The sequence below is a fragment of the Catenibacterium sp. GCM10023432 genome (assembly GCF_042651925.1).
In the GTDB taxonomy this organism is placed as follows: Bacteria; Bacillota_I; Bacilli_A; order Erysipelotrichales; family Coprobacillaceae; genus Catenibacterium; species Catenibacterium mitsuoka.
Map to the genome: position 1 here is coordinate 1 of NZ_JBHSEB010000024.1, position 23,764 is coordinate 23,764.

At 31.3% G+C, this 23,764-nt stretch carries 17 protein-coding genes; all 17 read left to right on the top strand.

Annotated elements, in window-relative coordinates:
• Nucleotides 1-358, top strand: a 358-nt coding sequence (locus tag ACFOZZ_RS03790) for a transposase (RefSeq protein WP_376814734.1), incomplete at its 5' end; no start/stop codon positions are given.
• Between the two features lie 58 nt (nucleotides 359-416).
• On the top strand, nucleotides 417-2,108 hold the full coding sequence (locus ACFOZZ_RS03795) for a metallophosphoesterase (RefSeq protein WP_376814735.1): 1,692 nt from the start codon (nucleotides 417-419) through the stop codon (nucleotides 2,106-2,108).
• 484 nt (nucleotides 2,109-2,592) lie between these two features.
• On the top strand, nucleotides 2,593-5,829 hold the full coding sequence (locus ACFOZZ_RS03800; RefSeq protein ID WP_376814736.1) for a helicase-related protein: 3,237 nt from the start codon (nucleotides 2,593-2,595) through the stop codon (nucleotides 5,827-5,829).
• Nucleotides 5,830-5,845: 16 nt separating this feature from the next.
• Entirely contained in the window at nucleotides 5,846-6,499 is a 654-nt protein-coding gene (locus ACFOZZ_RS03805; protein WP_376814737.1) for a DUF4391 domain-containing protein, read from the top strand.
• Nucleotides 6,496-7,389: a hypothetical protein gene (locus ACFOZZ_RS03810; protein WP_376814738.1), complete on the top strand. Its 894-nt coding sequence runs from the start codon at nucleotides 6,496-6,498 to the stop codon at nucleotides 7,387-7,389. The genes ACFOZZ_RS03805 and ACFOZZ_RS03810 overlap by 4 nt, the downstream gene beginning before the upstream one ends.
• A complete protein-coding gene (locus ACFOZZ_RS03815) occupies nucleotides 7,361-9,283 on the top strand; it encodes a site-specific DNA-methyltransferase (protein WP_376814739.1) in 1,923 nt (640 codons plus the stop codon). The genes ACFOZZ_RS03810 and ACFOZZ_RS03815 overlap by 29 nt, the downstream gene beginning before the upstream one ends.
• A gap of 11 nt (nucleotides 9,284-9,294) precedes the next feature.
• Nucleotides 9,295-9,465, top strand: coding sequence for a hypothetical protein (locus tag ACFOZZ_RS03820; protein ID WP_376814740.1), 171 nt, complete (start codon nucleotides 9,295-9,297; stop codon nucleotides 9,463-9,465).
• A 166-nt stretch (nucleotides 9,466-9,631) separates the two neighbouring features.
• On the top strand, nucleotides 9,632-11,662 hold the full coding sequence (locus ACFOZZ_RS03825) for a site-specific DNA-methyltransferase (protein WP_376814741.1): 2,031 nt from the start codon (nucleotides 9,632-9,634) through the stop codon (nucleotides 11,660-11,662).
• Nucleotides 11,663-11,673: 11 nt separating this feature from the next.
• Nucleotides 11,674-14,736 carry a type III restriction-modification system endonuclease gene (locus ACFOZZ_RS03830; RefSeq protein WP_376814742.1) on the top strand — a complete coding sequence of 1,021 codons (3,063 nt, stop codon included), beginning with the start codon at nucleotides 11,674-11,676 and terminating at the stop codon, nucleotides 14,734-14,736.
• A 423-nt stretch (nucleotides 14,737-15,159) separates the two neighbouring features.
• Nucleotides 15,160-16,188, top strand: a complete 1,029-nt coding sequence (locus ACFOZZ_RS03835; RefSeq protein ID WP_376814743.1) for an ATP-binding protein — start codon at nucleotides 15,160-15,162, stop codon at nucleotides 16,186-16,188.
• Between the two features lie 31 nt (nucleotides 16,189-16,219).
• The gene (locus ACFOZZ_RS03840) at nucleotides 16,220-17,383 is read left to right on the top strand and encodes a serine/threonine-protein kinase (protein WP_376814744.1); all 1,164 of its coding nucleotides are present in this window, start codon (nucleotides 16,220-16,222) and stop codon (nucleotides 17,381-17,383) included.
• A 396-nt stretch (nucleotides 17,384-17,779) separates the two neighbouring features.
• A complete protein-coding gene (locus ACFOZZ_RS03845) occupies nucleotides 17,780-18,583 on the top strand; it encodes a hypothetical protein (protein WP_376814745.1) in 804 nt (267 codons plus the stop codon).
• Nucleotides 18,584-18,905: 322 nt separating this feature from the next.
• Nucleotides 18,906-20,651, top strand: a complete 1,746-nt coding sequence (locus tag ACFOZZ_RS03850; protein WP_376814746.1) for a DUF262 domain-containing protein — start codon at nucleotides 18,906-18,908, stop codon at nucleotides 20,649-20,651.
• A 16-nt stretch (nucleotides 20,652-20,667) separates the two neighbouring features.
• Complete coding sequence (locus ACFOZZ_RS03855) at nucleotides 20,668-21,099, top strand: DUF6508 domain-containing protein (RefSeq protein WP_376814747.1); 432 nt, start codon at nucleotides 20,668-20,670, stop codon at nucleotides 21,097-21,099.
• Nucleotides 21,100-21,538: 439 nt separating this feature from the next.
• Nucleotides 21,539-21,967, top strand: coding sequence for a hypothetical protein (locus ACFOZZ_RS03860; RefSeq protein WP_376814748.1), 429 nt, complete (start codon nucleotides 21,539-21,541; stop codon nucleotides 21,965-21,967).
• 203 nt (nucleotides 21,968-22,170) lie between these two features.
• Nucleotides 22,171-23,091 (top strand): hypothetical protein, encoded by a 921-nt coding sequence (locus ACFOZZ_RS03865; RefSeq protein WP_376814749.1) that lies wholly within the window; start codon nucleotides 22,171-22,173, stop codon nucleotides 23,089-23,091.
• A 253-nt stretch (nucleotides 23,092-23,344) separates the two neighbouring features.
• Nucleotides 23,345-23,755 carry a DUF6508 domain-containing protein gene (locus tag ACFOZZ_RS03870; protein WP_376814750.1) on the top strand — a complete coding sequence of 137 codons (411 nt, stop codon included), beginning with the start codon at nucleotides 23,345-23,347 and terminating at the stop codon, nucleotides 23,753-23,755.
• The last annotated feature ends 9 nt before the right edge of the window (nucleotides 23,756-23,764 follow it).

Consider the following 23,764-nt stretch of genomic DNA (forward strand, 5'->3'; position numbering starts at 1 on the left):
CGTCAACAGCATGCTGGATGAATACCATGAAACACTAAAAAACGGAGAAAGGCCAATCGTACACAGTGATTGTGGAGCACATTATCGATGGCCAGGATGGATCAGTAGAATGAGCAAGTACGGCTTTCAAAGAAGCATGTCTAAGAAAGGATGCTCGCCAGACAATTCTGCATGTGAGGGCTTTTTTGGAAGAATGAAAAACGAAATGTTTTACGGAAGAAAATGGAATAATATAAGTATAGAAAAATTCACAGCTCTTATCAATGAATATATTGAGTGGTACAATACCAAAAGAATAAAACAATCGCTAAATTATCTAAGTCCAAAAGAGTACAGACAATTACTGGATCTTATTTAAATAACAGGTCCAAGAAATTGTCCGCACCTCCGAATTAACCATAGAAAAAATTGTACTTGTGATAAAACTTATGGATCTTAGTGGACAATATTGTAAGCATATTAAAGAATATGAGAGTAAGAAAATTCATTGGAGATTTAATGTAGAGTATTTTGAAAGAGAATATAATAAGCCAGTAGAAGAAATTACATTGTTAGATTACAAACATTCATTTAGAAATAATATTTATGTGGTTTTAGGAAATCATGATTTTATTGATTTTAACAATGTGAGTGAAGGTGTGGAATATTTCAGGGAACAGTTATCAAAACTAGGGATTACCCTTTTACATAATGATTATAAACTAGGTAATGAATATCTCATTTACGGAGGTACGGGTTTTGCAAAGTATGATGAAAACTGGAATGCTAATAGAGTAATATGCTGTAAATGTTTCTCAAGAGAAGATGAAATAAAAGAAACTGATGCTTTTGAGAAAGGATATTATGAAGCATTAGCATATGCTAAAAAGCATGGTCTTTGTTTTATATGTGCATCTCATTATCCAGTATCTGCTTGTTTAAATAATCATTATGATAAGGAAGCTATTTACTTTACTGGACATACACATATAAATGAATTCATAAAGAATGAAGAGAAAGTTGTTTATGCAGATAACCAGATAGGATATAAAGATAATGATTTTCGATTTAGAAAGGCTATAACTGGAGTTTGTTTGAATCCATATGGTGAGTTATCAGATGGTTTGTATCAAACAACCTTAGAAGATTATTTATCATTCTATAGATATATTGCAAAAAGGATATCAAAAGGTGCCAGATTGAATCAAAGTTTACATAGTGGAAAATCCCTTTTATACGTATTAAAGCGAAGAGGTTATTATGGCTTTTTTATGGTTAGAACAAAAGGGAACTCTAGAGGTATCTTTATTCTAGATGGTGGAAAGAATAAAAAAATTACTGAATCAACAGATATGATGTGGATTTGTGAGAATTTTGATATAGTTTTGTCAAAGTATCTGAAATCATTATTGCCATTAAGAAGAGTTCAAAAGAAATTATCAAAAGAATTAAAAGAACTTGGTCTTAATGGTACTATTCATGGAACTATTGTTGATATTGATTTTTATCATCATATTATGCTAAATCCATATGAGAATAGTTTGAATTATTATTATTCTCCTAAATTTGAATTAGTAGAAACTTTAGGCTCTTTTGATAATGTTATTAAATCACTAGGACGTACGGGTCATAGTGAAGAGAAACTCAAATTAATACAACAAAAGTATAATTCAAAAGCAGGACAATCAGGATATTTGTTATCTACGATGACTGATAAATCAATGATAGATACTAGTTTAGAATCAGATTCATTTGTAGTACCAAATGAATCATTGCAGTTTGTAAGTAGAAGCAAAGGAATGTATGGTATATCTAGAAAAGTAAGTCCATTACAATGTTTATTTGAGGGGCATGTTTTAAGAAACTTTGATATCAGCTTGGTAGAGACTAAGCCTAAACCATTCAGGCAAACATTGTATAATGGCAAGAGATTTAGATATGATAGCACTGAATACGTAGTAGTTGAAGATGATGGAACTGAAATGATTGTTGCTGAAATAGTAGATGAGAAAGCAACTAAAAAAATTGGATGTTTACAATTAACAGGAGTTAGAGAAAGCTTCTCTATTACTGCATTAAAGAGTATATTTTCTAAAGAATATTCTTGGCGATATGGATGGATAAAGTAGTTTCTTAAATTAAAAGATAGTGTATCTAGAATTTTATTAGGATTAATTGTATTGATTACAATTGACAACAAGTATGTTTTCATAAGTAGGATGGATAATTATGATATTGAACCTAAAAACAGGAAGGATTTAAAGAAGATAGTTTATGGCAGGTCTTCCTTGTCAAGATGAGAACGGTTTTAGCCGTTCTTTTTTAATGTTTACAGTTTAATGGGAGTAAGTGATAAAGTTTTCGAGAAAATATCTATAAACACCTAATAATAGTCGGTGTGAAGCATCAATTGCATGCACGAACAGTTGGAAAGTAGTAAAATATATCTTAGGATAGTCTATTAGTGTTATTCACAAATATATAATATATTTATAGGTCTAGGTTTATGTTTTGTGAATCTTATCGTATAATTATGAATACAGGTTTTATCACAAATAATAAGTTTAAGACAAGTAAAAAAACATATATACATTAGAGTGAGGAGATGAACAAATGGACGTTAAAATATTTGATAACGTTACGGAAATAGTCCGTGATGATATGGCATCTACTATATGTAAAGGGAGTAAGGTTTCAATTGCTGCTGCATGTTTTTCTATGTATGCATATAAAGAACTAAGAAAACAGTTGGAACAAGTAGATGAATGTCGTTTTATTTTTACTTCTCCTACATTCGTTACAGAAAAATCAGAGAAACAAAAGAGAGAATTCTATATTCCAAGACTCAATCGTGAAAGTAGTTTATATGGTACAGAATTTGAAATAAAGCTACGTAATGAAATGACTCAGAAAGCTATCGCAAAAGAATGTGCTGATTGGATTAGAAGAAAAGCAACATTCAAATCTAATACAACTAATGAGATTATGGGTGGTTTTATGACTGTAACAGGACCAACAAGTAATGTGGCTTATATGCCTATTAGTGGCTTTACTACTGTGGATATTGGTTGTGATAGAGGAAATAATAGTTATAATATGACAAATCGTTTTGAAGCTCCTTTTTCTGCTCAATATATACAGTTATTTGAATCATTATGGAATGATAAGAAGAAACTTCAAGATGTTACAGATGTAGTAATTGAAAATATTTCGACTGCTTATAATGAAAATTCACCAGAGTTCATTTATTACATGACTTTATATCATGTGTTCAGTGAGTTTTTAGATGATATTTCAGAAGATGAATTGCCTAATGAAGCAACAGGATTTAAACAAAGTAAAATATGGAATATGCTATATGATTTCCAACGTGATGCTGTTCTAGCAATAATCAATAAGTTAGAAAGATATAATGGATGTATTCTTGCAGATAGCGTAGGGCTTGGTAAGACTTATACAGCACTTGCTGTAGTAAAGTATTATGAGAGTAGAAATAAAAGTGTTCTTGTTTTATGCCCTAAGAAATTATCTGAAAACTGGAATACATATAAGGATAACTATGTGAATAATCCTATTGCAGCAGATAGACTTAATTATGATGTTTTATTCCATACAGATTTATCTAGATCACATGGTATTTCTAATGGTTTAGATTTAGATCGATTAAACTGGGGTAACTATGATTTAGTTGTTATTGATGAATCACATAACTTCCGTAATGGTGCAGGAACACATGCGAATACAGTAGAAAACAGATATGTGAAATTGATGGATAAAGTTATTAGAACAGGTGTAAAAACTAAGGTTTTAATGCTTTCGGCAACACCTGTTAATAATAAGTTTATAGACTTAAAGAACCAGTTAGCTATTGCCTATGAAGGTGATTCAGAACTTATCAATAATAAGTTAGATACAAGTAAGACTGTTGATGAAATATTTAGACAAGCACAAAAAGCTTTTAATGCTTGGAGTAAACTAGATGCTCGAGATAAAACAACTGATGCTTTATTAAAGACATTAGATTTTGATTTCTTTGAACTATTAGACAGTGTTACTATTGCACGTTCTAGAAAACATATTGAAAAGTACTATAATACTGCAGAAATTGGTAAATTTCCTGAAAGAAAGAAGCCAATTAGTTTAAGACCACAACTTACAGACTTGGACTCAGCTATTAACTATAATCAGATTTATGGATTATTGATGATGTTATCACTTTGCATTTATACACCTTCAAACTATATCTTCCCTAGTAAGATGAAGAAGTATATTGATATTACTCATAATAAAGCTGATAACTTGACTCAGACTGGTCGTGAACAAGGTATACGTAGATTAATGAGTATTAATCTATTGAAGAGATTAGAAAGCTCAGTGAATTCATTCCAGCTGACATTAAAACGTATTGAGTCACTTATTGATGAGACAATCAAATCTATTGATAGATTTGAAAAGTATGGACATTCAGATATTGATATGTATGAAGCATCAGATTCTGAATGGGATATAGATGATAATAATACAGATTACTTTACCGTTGGTAAGAAGGTAAAGATTGATTTGGCAGATATGGATTATAAGACTTGGCGTGCAGAACTAGAAAAGGATGCTAAGACTTTAGAGTTATTAACACTCATGGTTGCAGATATTACTCCAGAACATGATAGTAAACTACAAGAACTCTTAAAGTTGGTGTCTGATAAGATTGAAAATCCTATTAATCCTGGAAACAAGAAAGTACTTATCTTTTCTGCTTTCTCAGATACTGCAGAATACTTATATGAACATGTAAGTACTTATGTTAAAAAGAAATACGGTTTAAATACTGCAGTCATTACAGGTTCAATAGATGGTAAAACAACTATTAAAGGATTTAAAGCAAGTCTCAACAATGTACTGACATGCTTTTCACCTATCTCAAAAGGCAAGGCTTTATTAATGCCTGAAAGTGATGCTGATATTGATATATTAATTGCGACAGACTGTATATCAGAAGGGCAGAACTTACAGGATTGTGATTATTTGGTGAATTATGATATTCATTGGAATCCAGTGCGTATTATTCAGCGTTTTGGTAGAATTGATCGTATTGGAAGTAAGAATCAATATATCCAATTGGTGAACTTCTGGCCTGATATGGACTTAGATGAATACATTAACTTAAAGAGTCGTGTAGAGACAAGAATGAAGATTTCTATTATGACTTCTACAGGTGATGATGATTTAATTAATCCAGAAGAGAAGGGTGATCTTGAATACCGTAAACAGCAATTAAAACGATTGCAAGAAGAAGTAGTTGATATAGAGGATATGTCTTCAGGTATCTCTATTATGGATTTAGGTCTTAATGAGTTTAGACTTGATCTATTAGAATATGTAAAGACACATCCAGATTTAGAAAAGAAGCCAAAAGGACTTCATGCTGTAGTTCCTGCAACAGAGGATTTACCAGAAGGCGTTATCTTTGTACTTAGAAATATAAACAACAGTGTAAATATTGATAATCAAAACAGAATTCATCCTTTCTATATGGTATATATTGGAATTGACGGAGAAGTTATTTGTGATTATTTGAATCCTAAGAAGATGTTAGATGATATTAGACTTCTTTGTAGAGGAAAGAATGAACCGATAAAACATTTATGCCATCAATTTAATGAAGAAACAGATGATGGAAGAGATATGGTTGAAATGTCTGAACTTCTTAGTGAAGCGATTGAATCTATTATCAATTCTAAAGAAGAAAGTGATATTGATAGCTTATTCTCTGCAGGTGGTACATCTGCATTGATGTCTTCAGTATCAGGATTAGATGATTTTGAACTTATTTGTTTCTTAGTAATTAAGTAATAACGGAGGGCGAACGATGATAGGATTGCCTAAGACAACGGAATTTAATAGAAGAATTCCAAAACAGAAGTTCTATGAGAATATAGATATAACACCTGCATTACGAAAGGTATTCGTTGAGCAGGTTAAGATTATCTATTGGAAAAACAAAATAGCAGCTTCTACTACTAACTTAGCTCAAGGAAATGAAGTAACAGAATTAGAAGTATTTGAGGTAAGACTAAATACTCCAGTTTTAGATGAAGGATTGTTACGTCAAATAGATAGAACAATCCCTTATCATATTCTTTTCTTATTAGAGTATAAGGGAAAGTATCAAGCCTGGATAGGATATAAGGAAGCAGCTGTTTCTGGTAATAAAGCATTTAAGGTAAATTGTTATTATCATACAGAATGGTTACCAGAGGATGAGTTACCATTAAAACTTGAAGGATTGAATGTTGATGCAGTATATGAAAACTTTGTGCGTCAGATTGCAGGTGATAAGTTAAAGGCTGAAACAAGTGGAGAAAGCTTAAAAGCTTCTGTAGCAAGAGATGAACATAGGAAGCAGTTAGAAAAACAGATATCTGTATTACAGGGTAAGATTCGTAAAGAGCAACAGTTGAATAAGCAAATGCAAATGAATGGAGAACTGAAGAAATTAAAGAAGGAGTTAATGAACATTTGAAAGACTGGTTGAAGAAAAACTATAAAATATTTTTTGTTCTACTGCTATTAATTTTTGGTGGTCCAATTGTGATAAATATTCTATTTAAGATAAAATCACCAATATGGTTTCTAACTGCTGAATGGGATGCTTCAGCTGCTTTATCTTATTATGGAGCTATAATTGCTGCTTTTTTAGCAATTTATGGGATATTTATTACAATACAATATAGTCAGAAGAATTACAGGGAAGATGTTAGATATCGCTCTTTGCCATTTATAGTAGTAGATATGTTACGTAGTAGGTCTATTAGAAGTATTTTTCCAACTATGGAGACGATTGCTCAAGAAAATGCAAAGGACCGTCCAACTGAAGGATATTTTGAATATAAGATTACTGATTTTTACTGCATTCTAAAAAATGGAAAGATTGAATATAAGACGGGTTTGACACCTGATCAGCAGAGATTACGTGATAATTGCGGAAGAGAATGGGTTACAAGCAAAAATGAAAACGAAAGAGAAATAAAAAAACACTTTTGTGTTTGCATACCTTTAGAAATAGAAAATGTAGGAAATGGCACTGCAATTAGAATGAGAATAGGACTAAATCGCAAAGAGATATTATCTAAGGATAGACAGTATACGCAACCACAATCTATGAAACCAGGGGTGATTTTTAAATTTCATATATTTTCAGAAGATTGTTCTCAAAATAGTGAAAATCTTGGAAAATATGTACTTTCATTTTGTTATGAAGATATATATTTAAATCATTATGAGCAAAATTTTGATGTGCTTATTGGATTTGATAAAGAAAAATCTGGAGTGTTTTGTTCTATAGATTTAAGTCATGTTCAGAAATTTTTAGGAGGAGAATCAAATGGAAAAAATGAAAATGGAATCAGTTGATATAATTGCACAAAATGTTGAAAAAATAGGTGAACTATTTCCTAATTGCATTACTGAAACAGTAGATGAAAATGGTAAGCTTAAGAAGGCTATTAATTTTGATATGTTAAAGCAAATGCTATCAGATGATGTTCTTGATGGTGATGAAGCATATGAGTTCACTTGGGTAGGTAAGAAAGCTTCAATTGTGGAAGCAAATAAGCCTATTAGAAAAACACTTCGTCCATGCAAAGATGAATCAGTTGATTGGGATAATACAGAAAATTTATATATAGAGGGTGATAATCTAGAAGTGCTTAAGCTTTTACAAGAAAGTTATCTTGGTAAAATAAAAATGATTTATATTGATCCGCCATATAATACAGGAAATGATTTCATATATAATGATGATTTTAAAGTAAATTGTAAGGATTACTCAGAAGAAAGTGGAGAAATTGATGATGAAGGAAGAAGAATGTTTAAAAATACTGATTCAAATGGACGCTTTCACTCAGATTGGTGCTCTATGATTTACTCAAGATTAATGCTGTCAAGGAATTTATTGGCAGATGATGGAGTTATTTTCATTAGTATTGATGATAATGAAGTTGATAATTTAATGAAAATATGTTCTGAAGTCTTTGATGTAAAAAATTTTGTTTGTAATTTTGTATGGCAAAAAAAGACAGGAGCATCAGATGCTAAGGGGATAGCTACTATAACTGAGAATGTTCTTGTCTATGCTAAAAATAGTTCTTTTTATAATCTGACTTTCACAAGAAATACAGAATCATTTGATAGGAATAGATATAAATATTCTGATGAATATTTAGAAGAAAGAGGGCCCTATTATATTGATAACTTAGATAGGGGTGGGTTATCGTACAGTGACTCTCTTAATTATGGTATTGAATGTCCAGATGGGACTATAGCTTTTCCAAATGGTAGAACAGAGTATTTAAATGATGGTTGGATTTGGAAGTGGGGGAAAAGTAAAATTGAGTGGGCAAGAGAAAATGATTTTATAGAGTTCAGACGAACAGATAAAAAGAAGTGTGGATGGTCAGTTTGTTATAAAAACTATCTAAAAGTCGATAATGAAAATAGACCAATAGAGCGATCAGCACCACATAAGAATCTCATAACTGATGTTCTAAATGCTAATGCGGCTACTATCATGAAAACATTATTTGGAACTAATAACTATTTCAATTATTCTAAGCCTGTTGAATTAATAAGTAAATTGATAGGATTTGTACAAACTGAAGATTCGATTATTCTTGATTTTTTTAGTGGTAGCGCTACAACAGCTCATGCAACTATGCAATTGAATGCTGAAGATGGTGGTCATCGCAAATTTATTATGGTCCAATTGCCTGAACTTTGTGATGAGAAAAGTGAAGCATTTAAAGCAGGTTATAAAAACATATGCGAAATCGGCAAAGAAAGAATAAGAAGAGCTGGTAAGAAAATAAAAGAAGAAAGTCCACTCACAACACTAGATCTTGATACAGGATTCCGTGTTCTTAAACTCGATGATTCCAATATGACAGATGTTTACTACAATCCATCAGAATATAGTCAAGATTTATTATCATCATTAGAATCAAACATCAAACTTGATCGTACCGACTTAGACCTACTTTTCGGTTGTCTATTAGAATGGGGTCTCCCTTTATCTCTTCCATACAGTTCAGAAGAAATAGATGGCTGTACTGTACATGATTATAATGATGGTGATCTTATTGCATGCTTTGATGAAAATGTACCAGATAGCGTAGTAAAAGCAATTGCTAAGAAACAACCACTTCGTGCAGTATTTCGTGACAGTAGTTTTTCAGATAGTCCATCAAAGATTAATGTTGGTGAAATATTTAAATTATTAGCACCTGATACAAGAGTGAAAGTTATTTAAGGAGGTTGGCTATGAAGCTACAATGTAAGCATAAAAAATTCCAAGCAGATGCAGCTAAAGCATTTGCTGGCCAGCCTTATTTAACTCCTTCTTATATGATGGATAAAGGTTCAGGACTTTACCAACAATCAATAACTGAAGAATATTTTACCGGTTGGCGTAATCATAAGATTGTATCTTAATTAATTGACGGTTTAATCTTAGAAAATATAAGAAAAATACGAAGATATAGATTTAAATCATTATGAGAAAAATTTTGACTTATTTATTATATTTGATAAAAAGTATTAGAAATACTTTTTTCTATAGATTTAAGTCATGTTCGAAAATTTTTAGGAGGAGACTCAAATGGAAAAAATGAAAATGGAATCAGTCGATATGACCGCTCAAAATATAGATAAAATAGGTGCTATTTTCCCCAATTGCATCACAGAAACAGTTGATGAAAATGGAAATCCTAAAAAAACTATCAACTTCGAATTATTAAAGCAGATGCTTTCAGGTGATGTTCTTGAAGGCGATGAAGCTTATGAGTTTACATGGGTTGGAAAGAAAGCTGCAATTGTGGAAGCCAACAGACCTATTCGAAAAACACTTCGCCCGTGCAAGGATAAATCTGTTGATTGGGATAGTACGAAAAATTTATATATAGAGGGTGATAATCTAGATGTTTTAAAACTTTTACAAGAAAGTTATTTAGGTAAAATTAATATGATTTATATTGATCCACCTTATAATACTGGTAGTGATTCATTTATCTATCCCGATAATTATGTTATGGATGATGAAGATTATGATTCGGGTATTGGATTATATGATGATTTAGGTAATAAGTTATTTCAAGAAAATACAAGAAGCAATTCTAAATTTCACTCAGCTTGGATTTCTATGATGTATACACGTTTATCTTTATGTAGAAATTTATTGTCTGATAAAGGCGCCATATTTATTCAAATTGATGAAGGTGAATTATTTAATTTGAAACAGGTTGCAGATGAAGTTTTTGGAAGTGCAAATTTCTGTAACGTTATTTCTATAAAAACTAAAGTTGCAGGTGTTAGTGGTAGTTATATGGGTAAGAGTCTTCAAAATAATACTGAATATATATTGTTTTATTGTAGAAATGCTTCGGAACTAATGATAAATATGATGCCAAAAAAGAAACAGGAATTGATGGATTATATTCATACATATGCAGAAAATGGAAAGAGTTGGAAATACACTAGTGTCTTAGTTACTACTGGAGAAAGGAAATTTATTAAAACTATTCTTACTGGAAATGGTGATGAAATAAAGATTTATTCACATTCAAATTATAAGTTTCAATCTATTAGTCAAATTGCTGAAAAGGAATTTGGTGGAGACTTAAAAAAAGCATATTATGCTAATATTGAAAAAATTTTTAGAACTACAAATGCACAAACGTCAATCAGAAAAAGAGTTATGGAAGAGTCAACAGATATATCATCTGAACTTATTAGTATTGATTATGTTCCCACTAAAGGAAAAAATGCTGGACAAGTAACAACTATATATTATAAAGATGCTGTTCGAAATATGGTTACATATTTAAAAGAGGTTGTATCAATTGAAAAAGATGGTATTTACAAATTGGATAATGCTGGGAATTTATGGGATGATATAAACTATAATAATTTAGCTAATGAATCGGGAATTTCCTTTCCTAATGGGCAAAAACCAATTCAATTACTTGAAAGACTTATTCAGATGATAGATGATGGACATGGAACAATTTTAGATTTTTTTTCTGGCTCAGGTTCGACGGCGCATGCAGTTATGCATTTGAACTCTCAAGATTTGGGAAAACGAAAGTATATTATGGTCCAGTTGCCTGAACGATGTGATAAAAAGATAAAAGGGTATAATACGATTTGTGATGTTGCTATTGAAAGATTGAAGTTGGCAGGTAATAAGCTAGTTGATTCTAATCCGTTGTTATTATCGGATTTAGATATCGGTTTTAGAGTTTTTAAACTCGATGATTCTAATATGACAGATGTTTACTACAATCCATCAGAATATAGTCAAGATTTATTATCATCATTGGAATCAAACATCAAACCAGATCGCACAGATTTAGACCTATTATTTGGTTGTCTATTAGAGTGGGGTCTTCCTTTATCTCTTCCATATAGTTCAGAAGAAATAGATGGCTGTACTGTACATGATTATAATGATGGTGATCTTATTGCATGCTTTGATGAAAATGTACCAGATAGCGTAGTAAAAGCAATTGCTAAGAAACAACCACTTCGTGTAGTATTCCGTGATAGCAGCTTCTCAGATAGTCCATCTAAGATTAATGTAGGTGAAATATTTAAGTTATTAGCACCTGATACAAGAGTGAAAGTTATATAGGGAGGTTAGCTATGAAACTACAATTTAAACATCAAAAATTTCAAGCAGATGCAGCTAAAGCAGTTGTAGATGTATTTGCTGGTCAACCTTATTTAACTCCTTCCTATATGATGGACAAAGGTTCAGGACTTTATCAACAATCAATAACTGAAGAAGAAGATTTTACTGGTTGGAGTAACCATAAGATTGTACCTCAACTAACTGATGGTCAAGTCTTAGAGAATATAAGAAAAATACAAAGGAAAAACCAGATAGAGCCTTCAGCAGATTTAGAAGGAAGATATAATCTTACAATAGACATGGAAACGGGTGTTGGTAAGACATACACTTACATCAAAACAATGTATGAACTTAATAAGCACTATGGGTGGAGTAAGTTTATTGTAGTTGTTCCTAGTATTGCTATTCGTGAAGGTGTTTATAAGTCTTTCCAAGTTACACAGGAACACTTTGCTGAAGAGTATGGAAAAAAAGTACGTTTCTTTATCTATAATTCTTCTCAGTTAACAGAAATCGATCGTTTTGCATCAGATAATTCTATTAATGTAATGATTATCAATTCACAGGCATTTAACGCAAGAGGTAAAGATGCAAGACGTATTTATATGAAACTAGATGAATTCCGTTCACGCCGTCCTATTGATATTATTGCAAAAACTAATCCAATTCTTATTATTGATGAACCTCAGTCAGTAGAAGGTAAGAAGACAAAAGAAACTCTTAAACAGTTTAATCCACTTTTAACGCTAAGATATTCAGCTACTCATAAGAGTGACAGTATATACAACATGGTTTATCGTTTAGATGCTATGGAAGCCTACAACAAGCGTCTTGTTAAGAAAATTGCTGTTAAGGGTATTGTTGAATCTGGAACAACTGCTACTGAAAGTTATGTCTATCTAGAAAGCATCAATCTATCTAAATCAGCACCTACTGCAACTATTCAATTTGATTGCAAAGGTGCTAAAGGTATTCATAATATCACTAGAGTTGTATCAGAAGGATATAACCTTTATGACAACTCAGGTCATATGGAAGAATATAAACAAGGGTTTGTTGTGTCTAGAATTGATGGACGTGATGATTCTATAGAATTTATCAATGGTGTTAAGTTATATGCTGGGGATGTTATTGGTGAAGTCAGTGAAGAACAGATTCGTCGTATACAGATAAGAGAAACAATTCTTTCTCATATCCAAAGAGAACGTGAATTATTTTATAAGGGAATTAAAGTATTATCATTATTCTTCATAGATGAAGTTGCTAAATATAAACAATATGATTCTGCAGGTGTTGCTCATAATGGTATATATGCTGATATATTTGAAGAAGAATATAATGATATTATTAATAATCTTCAAATTAAATTTGGTGAAGATGACTATATGAAATATCTTGATTCTATTCCTGCAGAGAAAACTCATGCTGGGTATTTCTCTATAGATAAAAAGGGAAAGATGATTGATAGTAAGGCAAATGAAAAGCGAGAAAACTCTAAAGAAAAAATGTCGAATGATGTTGATGCATACGACCTTATTATGAAAAATAAAGAGCTTCTTCTTGATAGAAATCCTAAAAGATCACCTGTTCGATTTATCTTTTCACATTCTGCATTACGTGAAGGATGGGATAACCCTAACGTATTCCAGATTTGTACTTTGAAGCAAAGTAGTAGCGACGTTCGTAAGCGTCAGGAAGTAGGTCGTGGACTTCGTTTATGCGTTAACCAAGATGGTGAGCGTATGGACGCAAATGTTCTTGGTAATGATGTGCATAAAGTAAATGTACTTACAGTTATAGCAAGTGAAAGCTATGATAGTTTTGCGAAAGGATTGCAGACTGAAATAGCAGCAGCTGTGGCTGATAGACCTAAAGCAGTTACTCCTGAATTATTTATTGGTAAAGTAATCAAAGATGAAAGAGGTAACGAACAAGTTGTTGATGGTGATACAGGAAGAGCAATTCATTTTGATTTGATTGTTAATGGATATATTGATAAAAAGGGTGCTCTTACAGATAAATACTACGAAGATAAAGCAAACGGTGAATTGAAGATTGCAGAGGAAGTATCTGATTCTGCAGATTCTGTTATTGAAATCATTGATTCAATTTACAGTGATAGATCAATGAAACCGGAAAATGCACGTAGTAATAACGTTGAACTCCAAGTGGATGAGGATAAACTTGCTATGCCTGAATTCAAGGCTTTATGGTCTAGAATTAATTCTAAGTCTGTTTATGTAGTGAACTTTGATACTGATGAACTTATTAGAAAAGCTATTTCTTCTCTTGATAGTAAACTTCGTGTTTCAAAGATTTACTTTAAGGTTGAAGAAGGTGCTATGGAAGACATTAAGTCTAAAGAAGACTTAGCTACCGGTAATGCTTTTATAAAAGATACATCTGGAACATATCAAAGAACAGTTACAGCAAGTTCAAATGTTAAATATGACTTGATTGGGAAACTAGTAGATGATACTGGTCTAACTAGAAAGGCTATTATCCAGATTCTTCAAGGTATAAAGCCATCTGTATTTAATCAGTTTAAAGATAATCCAGAAGAGTTTATTATCAAAGCCGCATCACTTATTAATGATGAGAAAGCAACAGCTATTATTCAGCATATTACATATGATGTAATGGATGAAAAATACGATACTGACATATTTACTGATCCTACTATTAAAGGACGTCTAGGTGTCAACGCAATGAAGGCTAAGAGACATTTATATGATCATGTTGTTTATGATTCTACAAATGAATTAGAGTTTGCGACTGAACTTGATTCAAATAAAGATGTTGCTGTTTATGTTAAACTTCCAGATGGATTCTATATATCAACTCCAGTTGGTCATTATAATCCAGACTGGGCTATTGCATTTTATGAAGGAACAGTTAAACATATATATTTTGTGGCTGAAACAAAAGGTTCTATGAATTCAATGCAGTTACGCTTAATAGAGGAATCAAAGATTCATTGTGCAAGAGAACATTTTAAAGCTATAAGTAATAATGAAGTTGTTTATGATGTTGTAGATAGTTACAAGTCATTGCTTGATATCGTTACAAAGTAATAAGTTATAAATATTGGATTCTCATAGTCCTTTGAAAGGAGACTATTCTGAACTTATTGTTAGTTTAAGTGGTGTCTTAGTCAGGATAATTGAGAATCCATTTTAAATTTATAGTGAATAGTAGTAGTTTCATTGTAAGTGCAAAATTATATAGTATATCTAAAACGGGTAATCAAAGTATTGTTATGCCCTTTTAATACTATGATGAACATCTTGGAATATTTGAAGATTTTAAATAATGGATTTGCAAAACATGTTACGTTGACATCTATATGAATCGAGTGATGAATCGAGCAATCTTCCGATTGTGGAATACTTTATTATGATAATCATTTGTTTATGACATATCATTAGTGGATAAGCGTGTTATAATTACCAAATAGATGTATTGGCAAGTTTTACAATTGAATGGAGGGATAATAAGTGAGATATTGTATAAAAAATATGAAAATGACAGATGCTTTAGTTTTTTCAGAGCAATTGAAGGAATTAGAATCTACAGAGACTGTAGAGTTTAATTTTTCAGGTCGATGGAAAGTTCGGCCTTTAGGAATGTTAGTTATTGGAGCTATGATACGAAAGTATAGAAGTAAATATGCTGATAATCGTTTTATTGTTTCTGGATATGGGGATAAAAGCTATTTAGGAACAATGGGGTTCTTCAAATATATATCACCACAATTAGAAATAGGAAAATTTCCAGGTGAATCAAAAGGAAGTGATAATTATATTCCTATAACAGCTATTGAATTTAATGAATTAAAAGAAGATAACTATAAAAAAGGTAATTATGCTGTTATGGGTGATTTGATAGAAAAAGAATCTGGCCGCCTTGCAAAAGTAATTAGCAGGGATAACGTAGAATTACATAAGCTACTCACTTATTTGATTAGGGAGATACTTCGTAATACACATGAACATGCTAAAACTGATACTTCTTGGATCTGTGGTCAGTATTGGCCTTCTTATAATGAAGCAGAAATAGGCATTATTGATGAAGGAATAGGAATATTTGAAAGTTTGGGACTAAACGAAGCACATAAAAAATACATTACTGATAATAAAAGTGCTTTACAGTGGGCTTTAAAAGCAGGTATTTCAGAATCATTTAGACCATCAAAAAAAGATGTGGGCAATGGTGAATGGGCAAACTCAGGATATGGATTATATATGGCAAGTGAAATATGTAGATATTTACATGGTAGCTTTTTACTCATGAGCTATGGTAATTATATTCTAATAGATGATGGTAAGACTCATATGGGAGAAACTTCATTTGAAGGTACGGCGATACGAATTCTTATTCCTACTAATAACATCAATAATGCAAAAGATATTATTTCTCATATTGCGAATAAAGGTGAAAATGAATCAAGGAAAATTAAGAATGCATTTAAGAAAGCTTCTGTACCTTCAAGGGGGTTAATAGATGAATTAAATATAGACTTATGATATTGATTAAATGGAAAGGATTGATTAAGAATTGAATATAGATAATTATCTTGAAGGTGTATATCGTCAGATAGCCTATTGTGAAAGTGATGAATATGGTTGGCTATATAAAGGTTTTAACAATGATAAAATACAGATTATTTTTTCAACATTGCACAATTTGATTAATAAATGTTATGAAAAGATGAATACTAGGTTACCAACGGTAGACAATGTTTCTCACTATTGGGCAGAAGAGAGTAGAAATTTATTGTTTGCAATAGAGTTAATTAATGATTTGCAATATAAATTAAAAAATACTGAAAGTGCTTTCGGATTGGATGAGTATTATTCAGAGATTTTAGAAAAATGCAAAAGTTTTCTAAAAAAAATTGGTGGTAGCACAATACCATCATTTATGGATCAAGTGGTTATTTATTATACAATTCCAATTTTCATCAAGAAAGATAGTGTTAAGATTGAAAGTGATGTAACGCATAATTATTATAATCTGAAATTAATTGGTGAAGGTTCATATGCCAAGGTGTTTAAGTATTACGATCAGTTTTATAATAAAAAATTTGCTTTAAAAAGAGCACTGCCAAATTTGGATGAAAAAGAAGTTAAAAGATTTAAACAAGAATTTAAACAGCTACATTCACTATCACATCCTTATATTATTGAAGTATACAGATACGATGAAGCAAATAATGAATATATTATGGAATATTTGGATATGACACTTGAACAGTACATACAAGCAAATAATACTAAATTATCTTTGAAATCTAGAAAGAGAATCTGTTTTCAAATTCTTAGTGCATTTAATTATATTCATTCAAAAGGTTTGTTGCATAGAGATATAAGTCCGAAAAATATTTTGATAAAACAACATGATGGATTAATAGTTGCAAAAGTATCTGATTTTGGTTTAGTTAAAGTTCCAAATAGTCAGTTAACAACAGCTGATACAGAATTTAAAGGTTATTTTAATGACCCTCAGCTAAAGTTAGACGGTTTTTCAAGTTATAGTATGGTACATGAAATCTATGCACTTACTTATTTAATGTATTATATTTTGACCGGAAGGACAAATATATCGGATATTGATAATTCAGCAATTGATAAGTTTGTCAAAAAGGGGCTTGCATCAAATACTTCTGAACGTTATGCAAATGTTAATGAAATGATTGATGTAATAAGAAAAATTAAATAACTATTCTTTAGTTAATATATATTCTAAGGAGCCTATTATGACTCCTTTAGTTTTATCATTTTATTCTTATGATTATACTAATCGTCTTTTCTCCCCCCCCACTCGTCATAATCTGATGACTGGACAGAAATAGAAAGTTCAATCACTTCAATGAGCTGATAATATTTATTCCGACTAGGTTGACCAAATGTTTCGATATGCCTGACCAACAATTCCGACAAGATTGATCAACTAACTAATTTATATATGTTTCCTAGAACGGTTAACACCCGTTCTTTTATATTAAAAAAAATAATTTTTAAACCCCTCATAAAAGGCACTGTAGAACTCTAACTCAACACATTTCTTTTAAAAATAGACTAAAATAGAACTATAGAAAGAGGGAACATCAATCATATGAAAGAAAATCACAATAAAGATAACATATTATTTTATTTCGTATTATTTAGTTTCATTGTTTCAATATTATTAGGGCTTATAATACTTATTACAGATTTCATGAAAGGTCCAATACCTAATTATCTAAAGTATGGCTTTAAGACTACAGAAGTCGCAGAAATGTATCAAAAAGAATATGTACCAGAAATACAAGAATATATTCAAACAAGTAATCTTCCAGATGTTACTATTAAGGTAGATCGTTGTTCATATGCTGAATACAATAAAGCATATGGTGTACCTGTATATCAACTAGACTTCACTTATTCAAGTCATACAGTTGATAATTATTATAAATCAGCTATTGATTCTAAACGTGGTGCAAAAGACTTATTCTACAAGATACTAGAAGTAAACGGGAATAAGAATTATTATGAGAATGAATCTAAAATATTTTGGGATGGTGAACCTTTTGAATCAGAAGGAAGAATGGTATTCTTTCAAGAAGATGATAGATTTCTAATGAAATTATCTGGTGACAAGCATAATTATGAAATAGAAAATCAACAGTATTATGATAAGCTCACTATTGATGGTGAATTAGTATATGAAATAAATAAACCTGGACCAAGCACTTACACTCCATCAAAACCTAAGAAGGAATACAATAGTTATGGATCAAGTGAATCATCTAGTAGTTATAATGATGGCTATAATTCAGCAATAGATGATGGCGATTATGATCATGATAGATACCGTACTGATCCTTCTTATAGACAAGGTGTAGATGATGGTTTTGATGAAACAGGAGAAGATTATTAAAAGAATATTTGAGTATTCAATACTTAGACAGAGGTGTGCTGTAAGGCAACAACTCACTTGAATAATCGTATAGACAAGATAGTTCAGGATTAAATGAAAGAAAGTGCTGTTGTGTGATGGAAAGTTAGAAGGTTTATTTTTTGACTTTTATCTTAATTGAATATGATTAGAAAATGTTTTGTATTATTATATAAATAGTGTAGTTTTACTGATGCTCAAACAAGGTATGTTAACTACATCATAAAAATTGTTATGGATATAATGCATGCCTTAGGGTATGACATAGAACTATATTTAATAAAGAAAGCAGAGGTATAAGATTATGGCGTATGAATCACCATTAACAATTGCAGATGTTGTAAAGGATATATCTGCGAATAAATATGTGCTTCCATCTATACAGAGAGAGTTTGTATGGAGTACATCTCAAATAGAAAAACTTTTTGATAGTGTAATGCAGGATTACCCGTTTGGAGCATTTCTGTTTTGGGAACTATCTAAGGATCAAAACACTCTCTATGATTTTTATTCTTTTTTACAGAATTATCATGAGAAAAATGCAAGACATAATCCAAAGGTTAACTTAACTGGGAATGACAATGTTATGGCTGTTTTGGATGGTCAACAAAGATTGACATCTATTTATATTGGGTTAAAAGGAACCTATGCATACAAGATACCGTTCAAGCAGTGGAAGAATAACTCTGCATTCCCAGAGAGAAAACTCTATTTAAATATTGTCGAACAAGCGAAAGATGAAACGCTTAAATACGAGTTTTCATTTCTTGCTGCTGATGAGGTGAAGAATGATAAAGATCATTACTGGTTTCAAGTAGGAAAGATATTAGACATGACAGAATTAGGAACTGTTATGAATTATCTAATGCAAAATATAGCTTTTTCTGGTAATTACACACAGGAACAGTGCCTCTTTGCAAATGATACATTGTCACAGCTTTTTAAGGTAATCCATACTCAGCCTAGTATCAGCTATTACAAAGTGAAATCAGAGAAACTAGATAAAGTTCTACAAATTTTCATTCGTGTTAATAGTGGTGGCACAGTACTGAGTTACTCAGATTTGTTATTATCGATTGCCACAGCACAGTGGGAAACTTTAGATGCAAGAAAAGAAATCACAGAGTTTGTTGATTATATCAACACAATAGGTTCTGGATTTAATGTGAATAAGGATTTTATTCTAAAAGCTTCACTAGTATTAACTGGCTTTAGTGATATTGCTTTTAAGGTCGATAATTTCAACAAACAAAATATGCTCAAGATTGAGCAGAATTGGCAAATGATAAAAACATCTATTACACAAGCATTTTTACTTGTTTCAAGCTTTGGATTATCAAGAGATAGCTTAAAATCTAATAATGCTGTTATTCCAATTGCTTATTATCTTATGACAATCGGTAATCCGAATAATTTTGAGGTATCTTCTAATACTATTAATAATAGGAAGAAAATTAAGAAATGGCTGACAATGTCTTTGATAAAGAGAGCGTTTAGCGGACAGTCTGACAGCATTCTTCGCCCGTTACGTGAAATCATCAAAGCGAATGGAAATAACGAATTTCCACTGGATGAGATTATCAAAAGGTTAAGAGGAACAAGCAAATCAATTATATTTACGGATGATGATATTGATAGTTTATTGGAACTCCAATATGGACGTGCAGATACTTTGATGATCCTCATGATGTTGTATCCTTCTTTGGATTATAACAACAAGTTCCATGTAGACCACATTTATCCAAAAAGTAAGTTTACGAAGAGCTCTCTACAAAAGAAGGGAATCGCAAAGGATAAAATTGAGGAGTATATGGATCATGTGAATGATATTAGTAATCTTCAGCTCTTAGCTGCTATTCCAAATATTGAAAAACAGGACAAGGATTTTGAAGTTTGGTTTGCAGAAAACTATCCAACTGATACCGATAAAATTCAGTACCGCAAAATAAATTATCTACCAGATATGCAATATAACTATGATTCGTTTTTGGAATTTGTTTCTTATAGAAGACAACTATTGAAGAAGCAATTAGAGAGTGAATTAAAGTAAGAGAGAGGCGATTAGCATGTATGATAATCTAACTAAATATTTAGACGAGTTCACAGGAACAGAATTTGGTACATGGATTATTGACAAGAAGAATGATGGAACACCAGAACATCCACTTCAGTTCCCTTTTGTTAACTATTCAAGAGTTGTAGACCAGTTTATTCATGATGTCTATTCTTTTGTAGATAACCATGAAGAGATGGGATTACATAGTTATATAAAAATCCTAGAAGATAATGGCATCAAATGGAGTTGGAAACCAATGGTTAAAGCAGAAGTAGATAATTTAGATGCTCAATGTATTATTGCCTTAATTTTTGGTGCTATTCGTGCTGATAGATTTGGTGAGGGAACATTACTTGCATTCTTAAAAGATGGTTTTATTACCAAATGGTTAGAAAGACTAAAAACATTGGATGCATATAGTGAGAACGTCGTAGCAAAGTAGAAGTGTAAAACTATATAAAATCTACCGAAAAGACAGTTAAACATTCTTTGACAATGATTTGTTTTGCAACTTGTCAAAAGATGAACTTATGCAGTTATCATCTATAGGTATAAAATAAGACGATTTCTTAACCTGTAACTTATGATCCATTAAAAAACGTTCGAGATACGTTAGAAAGAATTGTCTTATTTATGCAATAAATTTACAAGAGTGAGGAGAGTGTATATGTAAAAAAATAATATAGAAGTAGATGTAAAAGTTAAGTGCATAGAAAAAGGAATAACGCAGGCTCAGCTTGCGGAGAAATCATAAGTATCCAGTCTGTATGTAAATCAAATCATTAAGAATAGCTAAGTGTTGATTAAGATATTTATTCGAATAACGAAAAAATTAGATATGATGTTGAACTTATTTATGTAAAAAGAACGGAGGAGTAGAGATGGAAAAACTAACAGGAGAGGTTGTAGCTGATTATATCAAACAAGGTGGTACAGCATTGCTTGATGTTGTTAGAGATGTGTATGCCGATGGGGCCAATGGCGCGTTTGAAGATGCTATAGAAATCGGTATAGGAAATACAGTATCTGCATTGTATGAGGCGAACGTATCAGATGATAAAATAATTCATTTATTGAATAAGTATTGGGGTATCCCAATGAACGAAGCAGAAGATAGACTATTATTTGAAAAAAGTGAAAGTGTTATTAGGGCTTTAAGATATTATTTGAAAATGCAAGGATACTCTCAAAGTGATATACAGCATTTTATGATTACAAACAAAGCAATCATAAAAATTAAACATGATAGGGAACTATGGAAAATGAAGGATAATCCTGAAAAACTTTTTAAGATCGTACAAAAGGATTAATTAGATGAAACAGGTAACCTATAAGGAATATGAATAATTCCAAAAATATAAAGAAGATAGGCTATATGGCATAGTGCTTACATTTGATGGATTACGTTTACTTTGTGGGGCTGAGAATTATAATCCAGAGGCTATCGGTAAGCGTATACTTGAGGCACTTGCTAATATTGGAATATCTAATATTTTAGGATGAGGTGATAATAATGGGAAACTTTGATTTTAATTATGAACTACCCATTAATTTCGATAAACGTACTCAACAATACCTACAACAGATGAATGCATTTGATGTTGCAAATGCTTTTATAAATTGTAAATATGAGTATGATGATGTTGGTTTAGCATATTATGCTGGACTAAAAGGTGATAATTGGAATAAACATGCTATCGACATTACTTTTGAAGGTCCATCAAAAAGTATAAATTGCTTATCAGAAAAGAAATTAGTGCTTTCTAGTGCAATAGACAGAGCAATAAAATCTAGTGAATCTGGGCTTTTAATAAGAAATATATATTTCTTTGAAGATGATGTTGTTGTTGGGCTGCCAGAGACAAATCAGGATAGATTGAATGCGGATATTGAAACTGCTCAAGTTGTTCTTAATGACCTTATCCAAATTGGAGAGAGAGCTTGCTTAAATTACTCACTAAATAAGGATAGTACGGAAAATAGTATTAATGACTATTTTAGAGATATGTTGTTTGCGAAAGACTATAATGAGGTAAAGGACCAAACTAGACACGGAATATCCGTAAGTGGTAAAGATGCAGCAGAGGTTGATATTTTGCTCACAAAAAAAGGAAAAGAAATAGCTATTTTTGAGGGTCTTAAACTTGATAGTATAAACAAGTCTTATATTGCAACACACATTGATAAGGCGATTATTAACTATAATGCATTAGGAACTGCAACATTTGTTGTTTCGTATGTTAACGTGGAGGACTATGAAGCTTTTTGGGAAAAGTTTTCTTCTTACATAGAAAATTACAATTTTCCATTAGAAGTAAAAAGAGCATATGAAGAAAAATCATATCCTAACGCTTCGACAAGAGTCGCTGATATAATTTTATCGAGAGATGGATATGACTTTCCAGTATATTTTATGACATTTAAAATTAGTTGAGTTGAAAAGAGGCCTCTTGATGGTCGTAGCAGTTAATTGTTCAATAATGTACCATGCGGATATCGTTCGATGGGTTTCAATTGTACCATGTGCAATTCGTTCAATGGTACAAAGGTTTAGTTGTATCAGTGATGGTGTGGCAACATATCATGCAGAGGGTACTGGAAACAGATATAAGAAAGCTTCCACTGAGTGGTATAAAAAAGTTATTTCGTTAAATGTTGAGAAATTAACGAGGAAAGAGGGAATTTATATGTATGAAAATCTAACTAAATATTTAGATGAGTTCACAGGAACAGAATTTGGTACATGGATTATTGATAAGAAGAATGATGGAACACCAGAACATCCACTTGAATTCCCTTTTGTAGACTATTCAAGAGTTGTAGACCAGTTTATTCAGGATGTCTATTCTTTTGTAGATAACCACGAAGAAATGAAATTACATAGTTACATAAAAATCCTAGAAGATAATAACATCCAATGGAGTGCTGAACCAATGTCTAAAGCAGAGGTGGATTATTTAGATGCTAGATGTGTTCTCGCTTTGATTTATGGTGCTATTCGTGCAGAAAGATTTTGTGATGGGGCATTACTGGGATTCCTAAAAGATGGTTTTATTACAAAATGGCTAGAAAGACTAAAAACATTGGACAAAGATTAAACATTCTAC

Coding starts and splice junctions, on each gene's coding strand:
- ACFOZZ_RS03855 (WP_376814747.1), top strand. CDS start 20,668: ATGTATGATAATCTAACTAAATATTTAGACGAGTTCACAGGAACAGAA.
- ACFOZZ_RS03845 (WP_376814745.1), top strand. CDS start 17,780: ATGAAAGAAAATCACAATAAAGATAACATATTATTTTATTTCGTATTA.
- ACFOZZ_RS03830 (WP_376814742.1), top strand. CDS start 11,674: ATGAAACTACAATTTAAACATCAAAAATTTCAAGCAGATGCAGCTAAA.
- ACFOZZ_RS03865 (WP_376814749.1), top strand. CDS start 22,171: ATGGGAAACTTTGATTTTAATTATGAACTACCCATTAATTTCGATAAA.
- ACFOZZ_RS03820 (WP_376814740.1), top strand. CDS start 9,295: ATGAAGCTACAATGTAAGCATAAAAAATTCCAAGCAGATGCAGCTAAA.
- ACFOZZ_RS03825 (WP_376814741.1), top strand. CDS start 9,632: ATGGAAAAAATGAAAATGGAATCAGTCGATATGACCGCTCAAAATATA.
- ACFOZZ_RS03800 (WP_376814736.1), top strand. CDS start 2,593: ATGGACGTTAAAATATTTGATAACGTTACGGAAATAGTCCGTGATGAT.
- ACFOZZ_RS03850 (WP_376814746.1), top strand. CDS start 18,906: ATGGCGTATGAATCACCATTAACAATTGCAGATGTTGTAAAGGATATA.
- ACFOZZ_RS03815 (WP_376814739.1), top strand. CDS start 7,361: ATGGAAAAAATGAAAATGGAATCAGTTGATATAATTGCACAAAATGTT.
- ACFOZZ_RS03870 (WP_376814750.1), top strand. CDS start 23,345: ATGTATGAAAATCTAACTAAATATTTAGATGAGTTCACAGGAACAGAA.
- ACFOZZ_RS03860 (WP_376814748.1), top strand. CDS start 21,539: ATGGAAAAACTAACAGGAGAGGTTGTAGCTGATTATATCAAACAAGGT.
- ACFOZZ_RS03805 (WP_376814737.1), top strand. CDS start 5,846: ATGATAGGATTGCCTAAGACAACGGAATTTAATAGAAGAATTCCAAAA.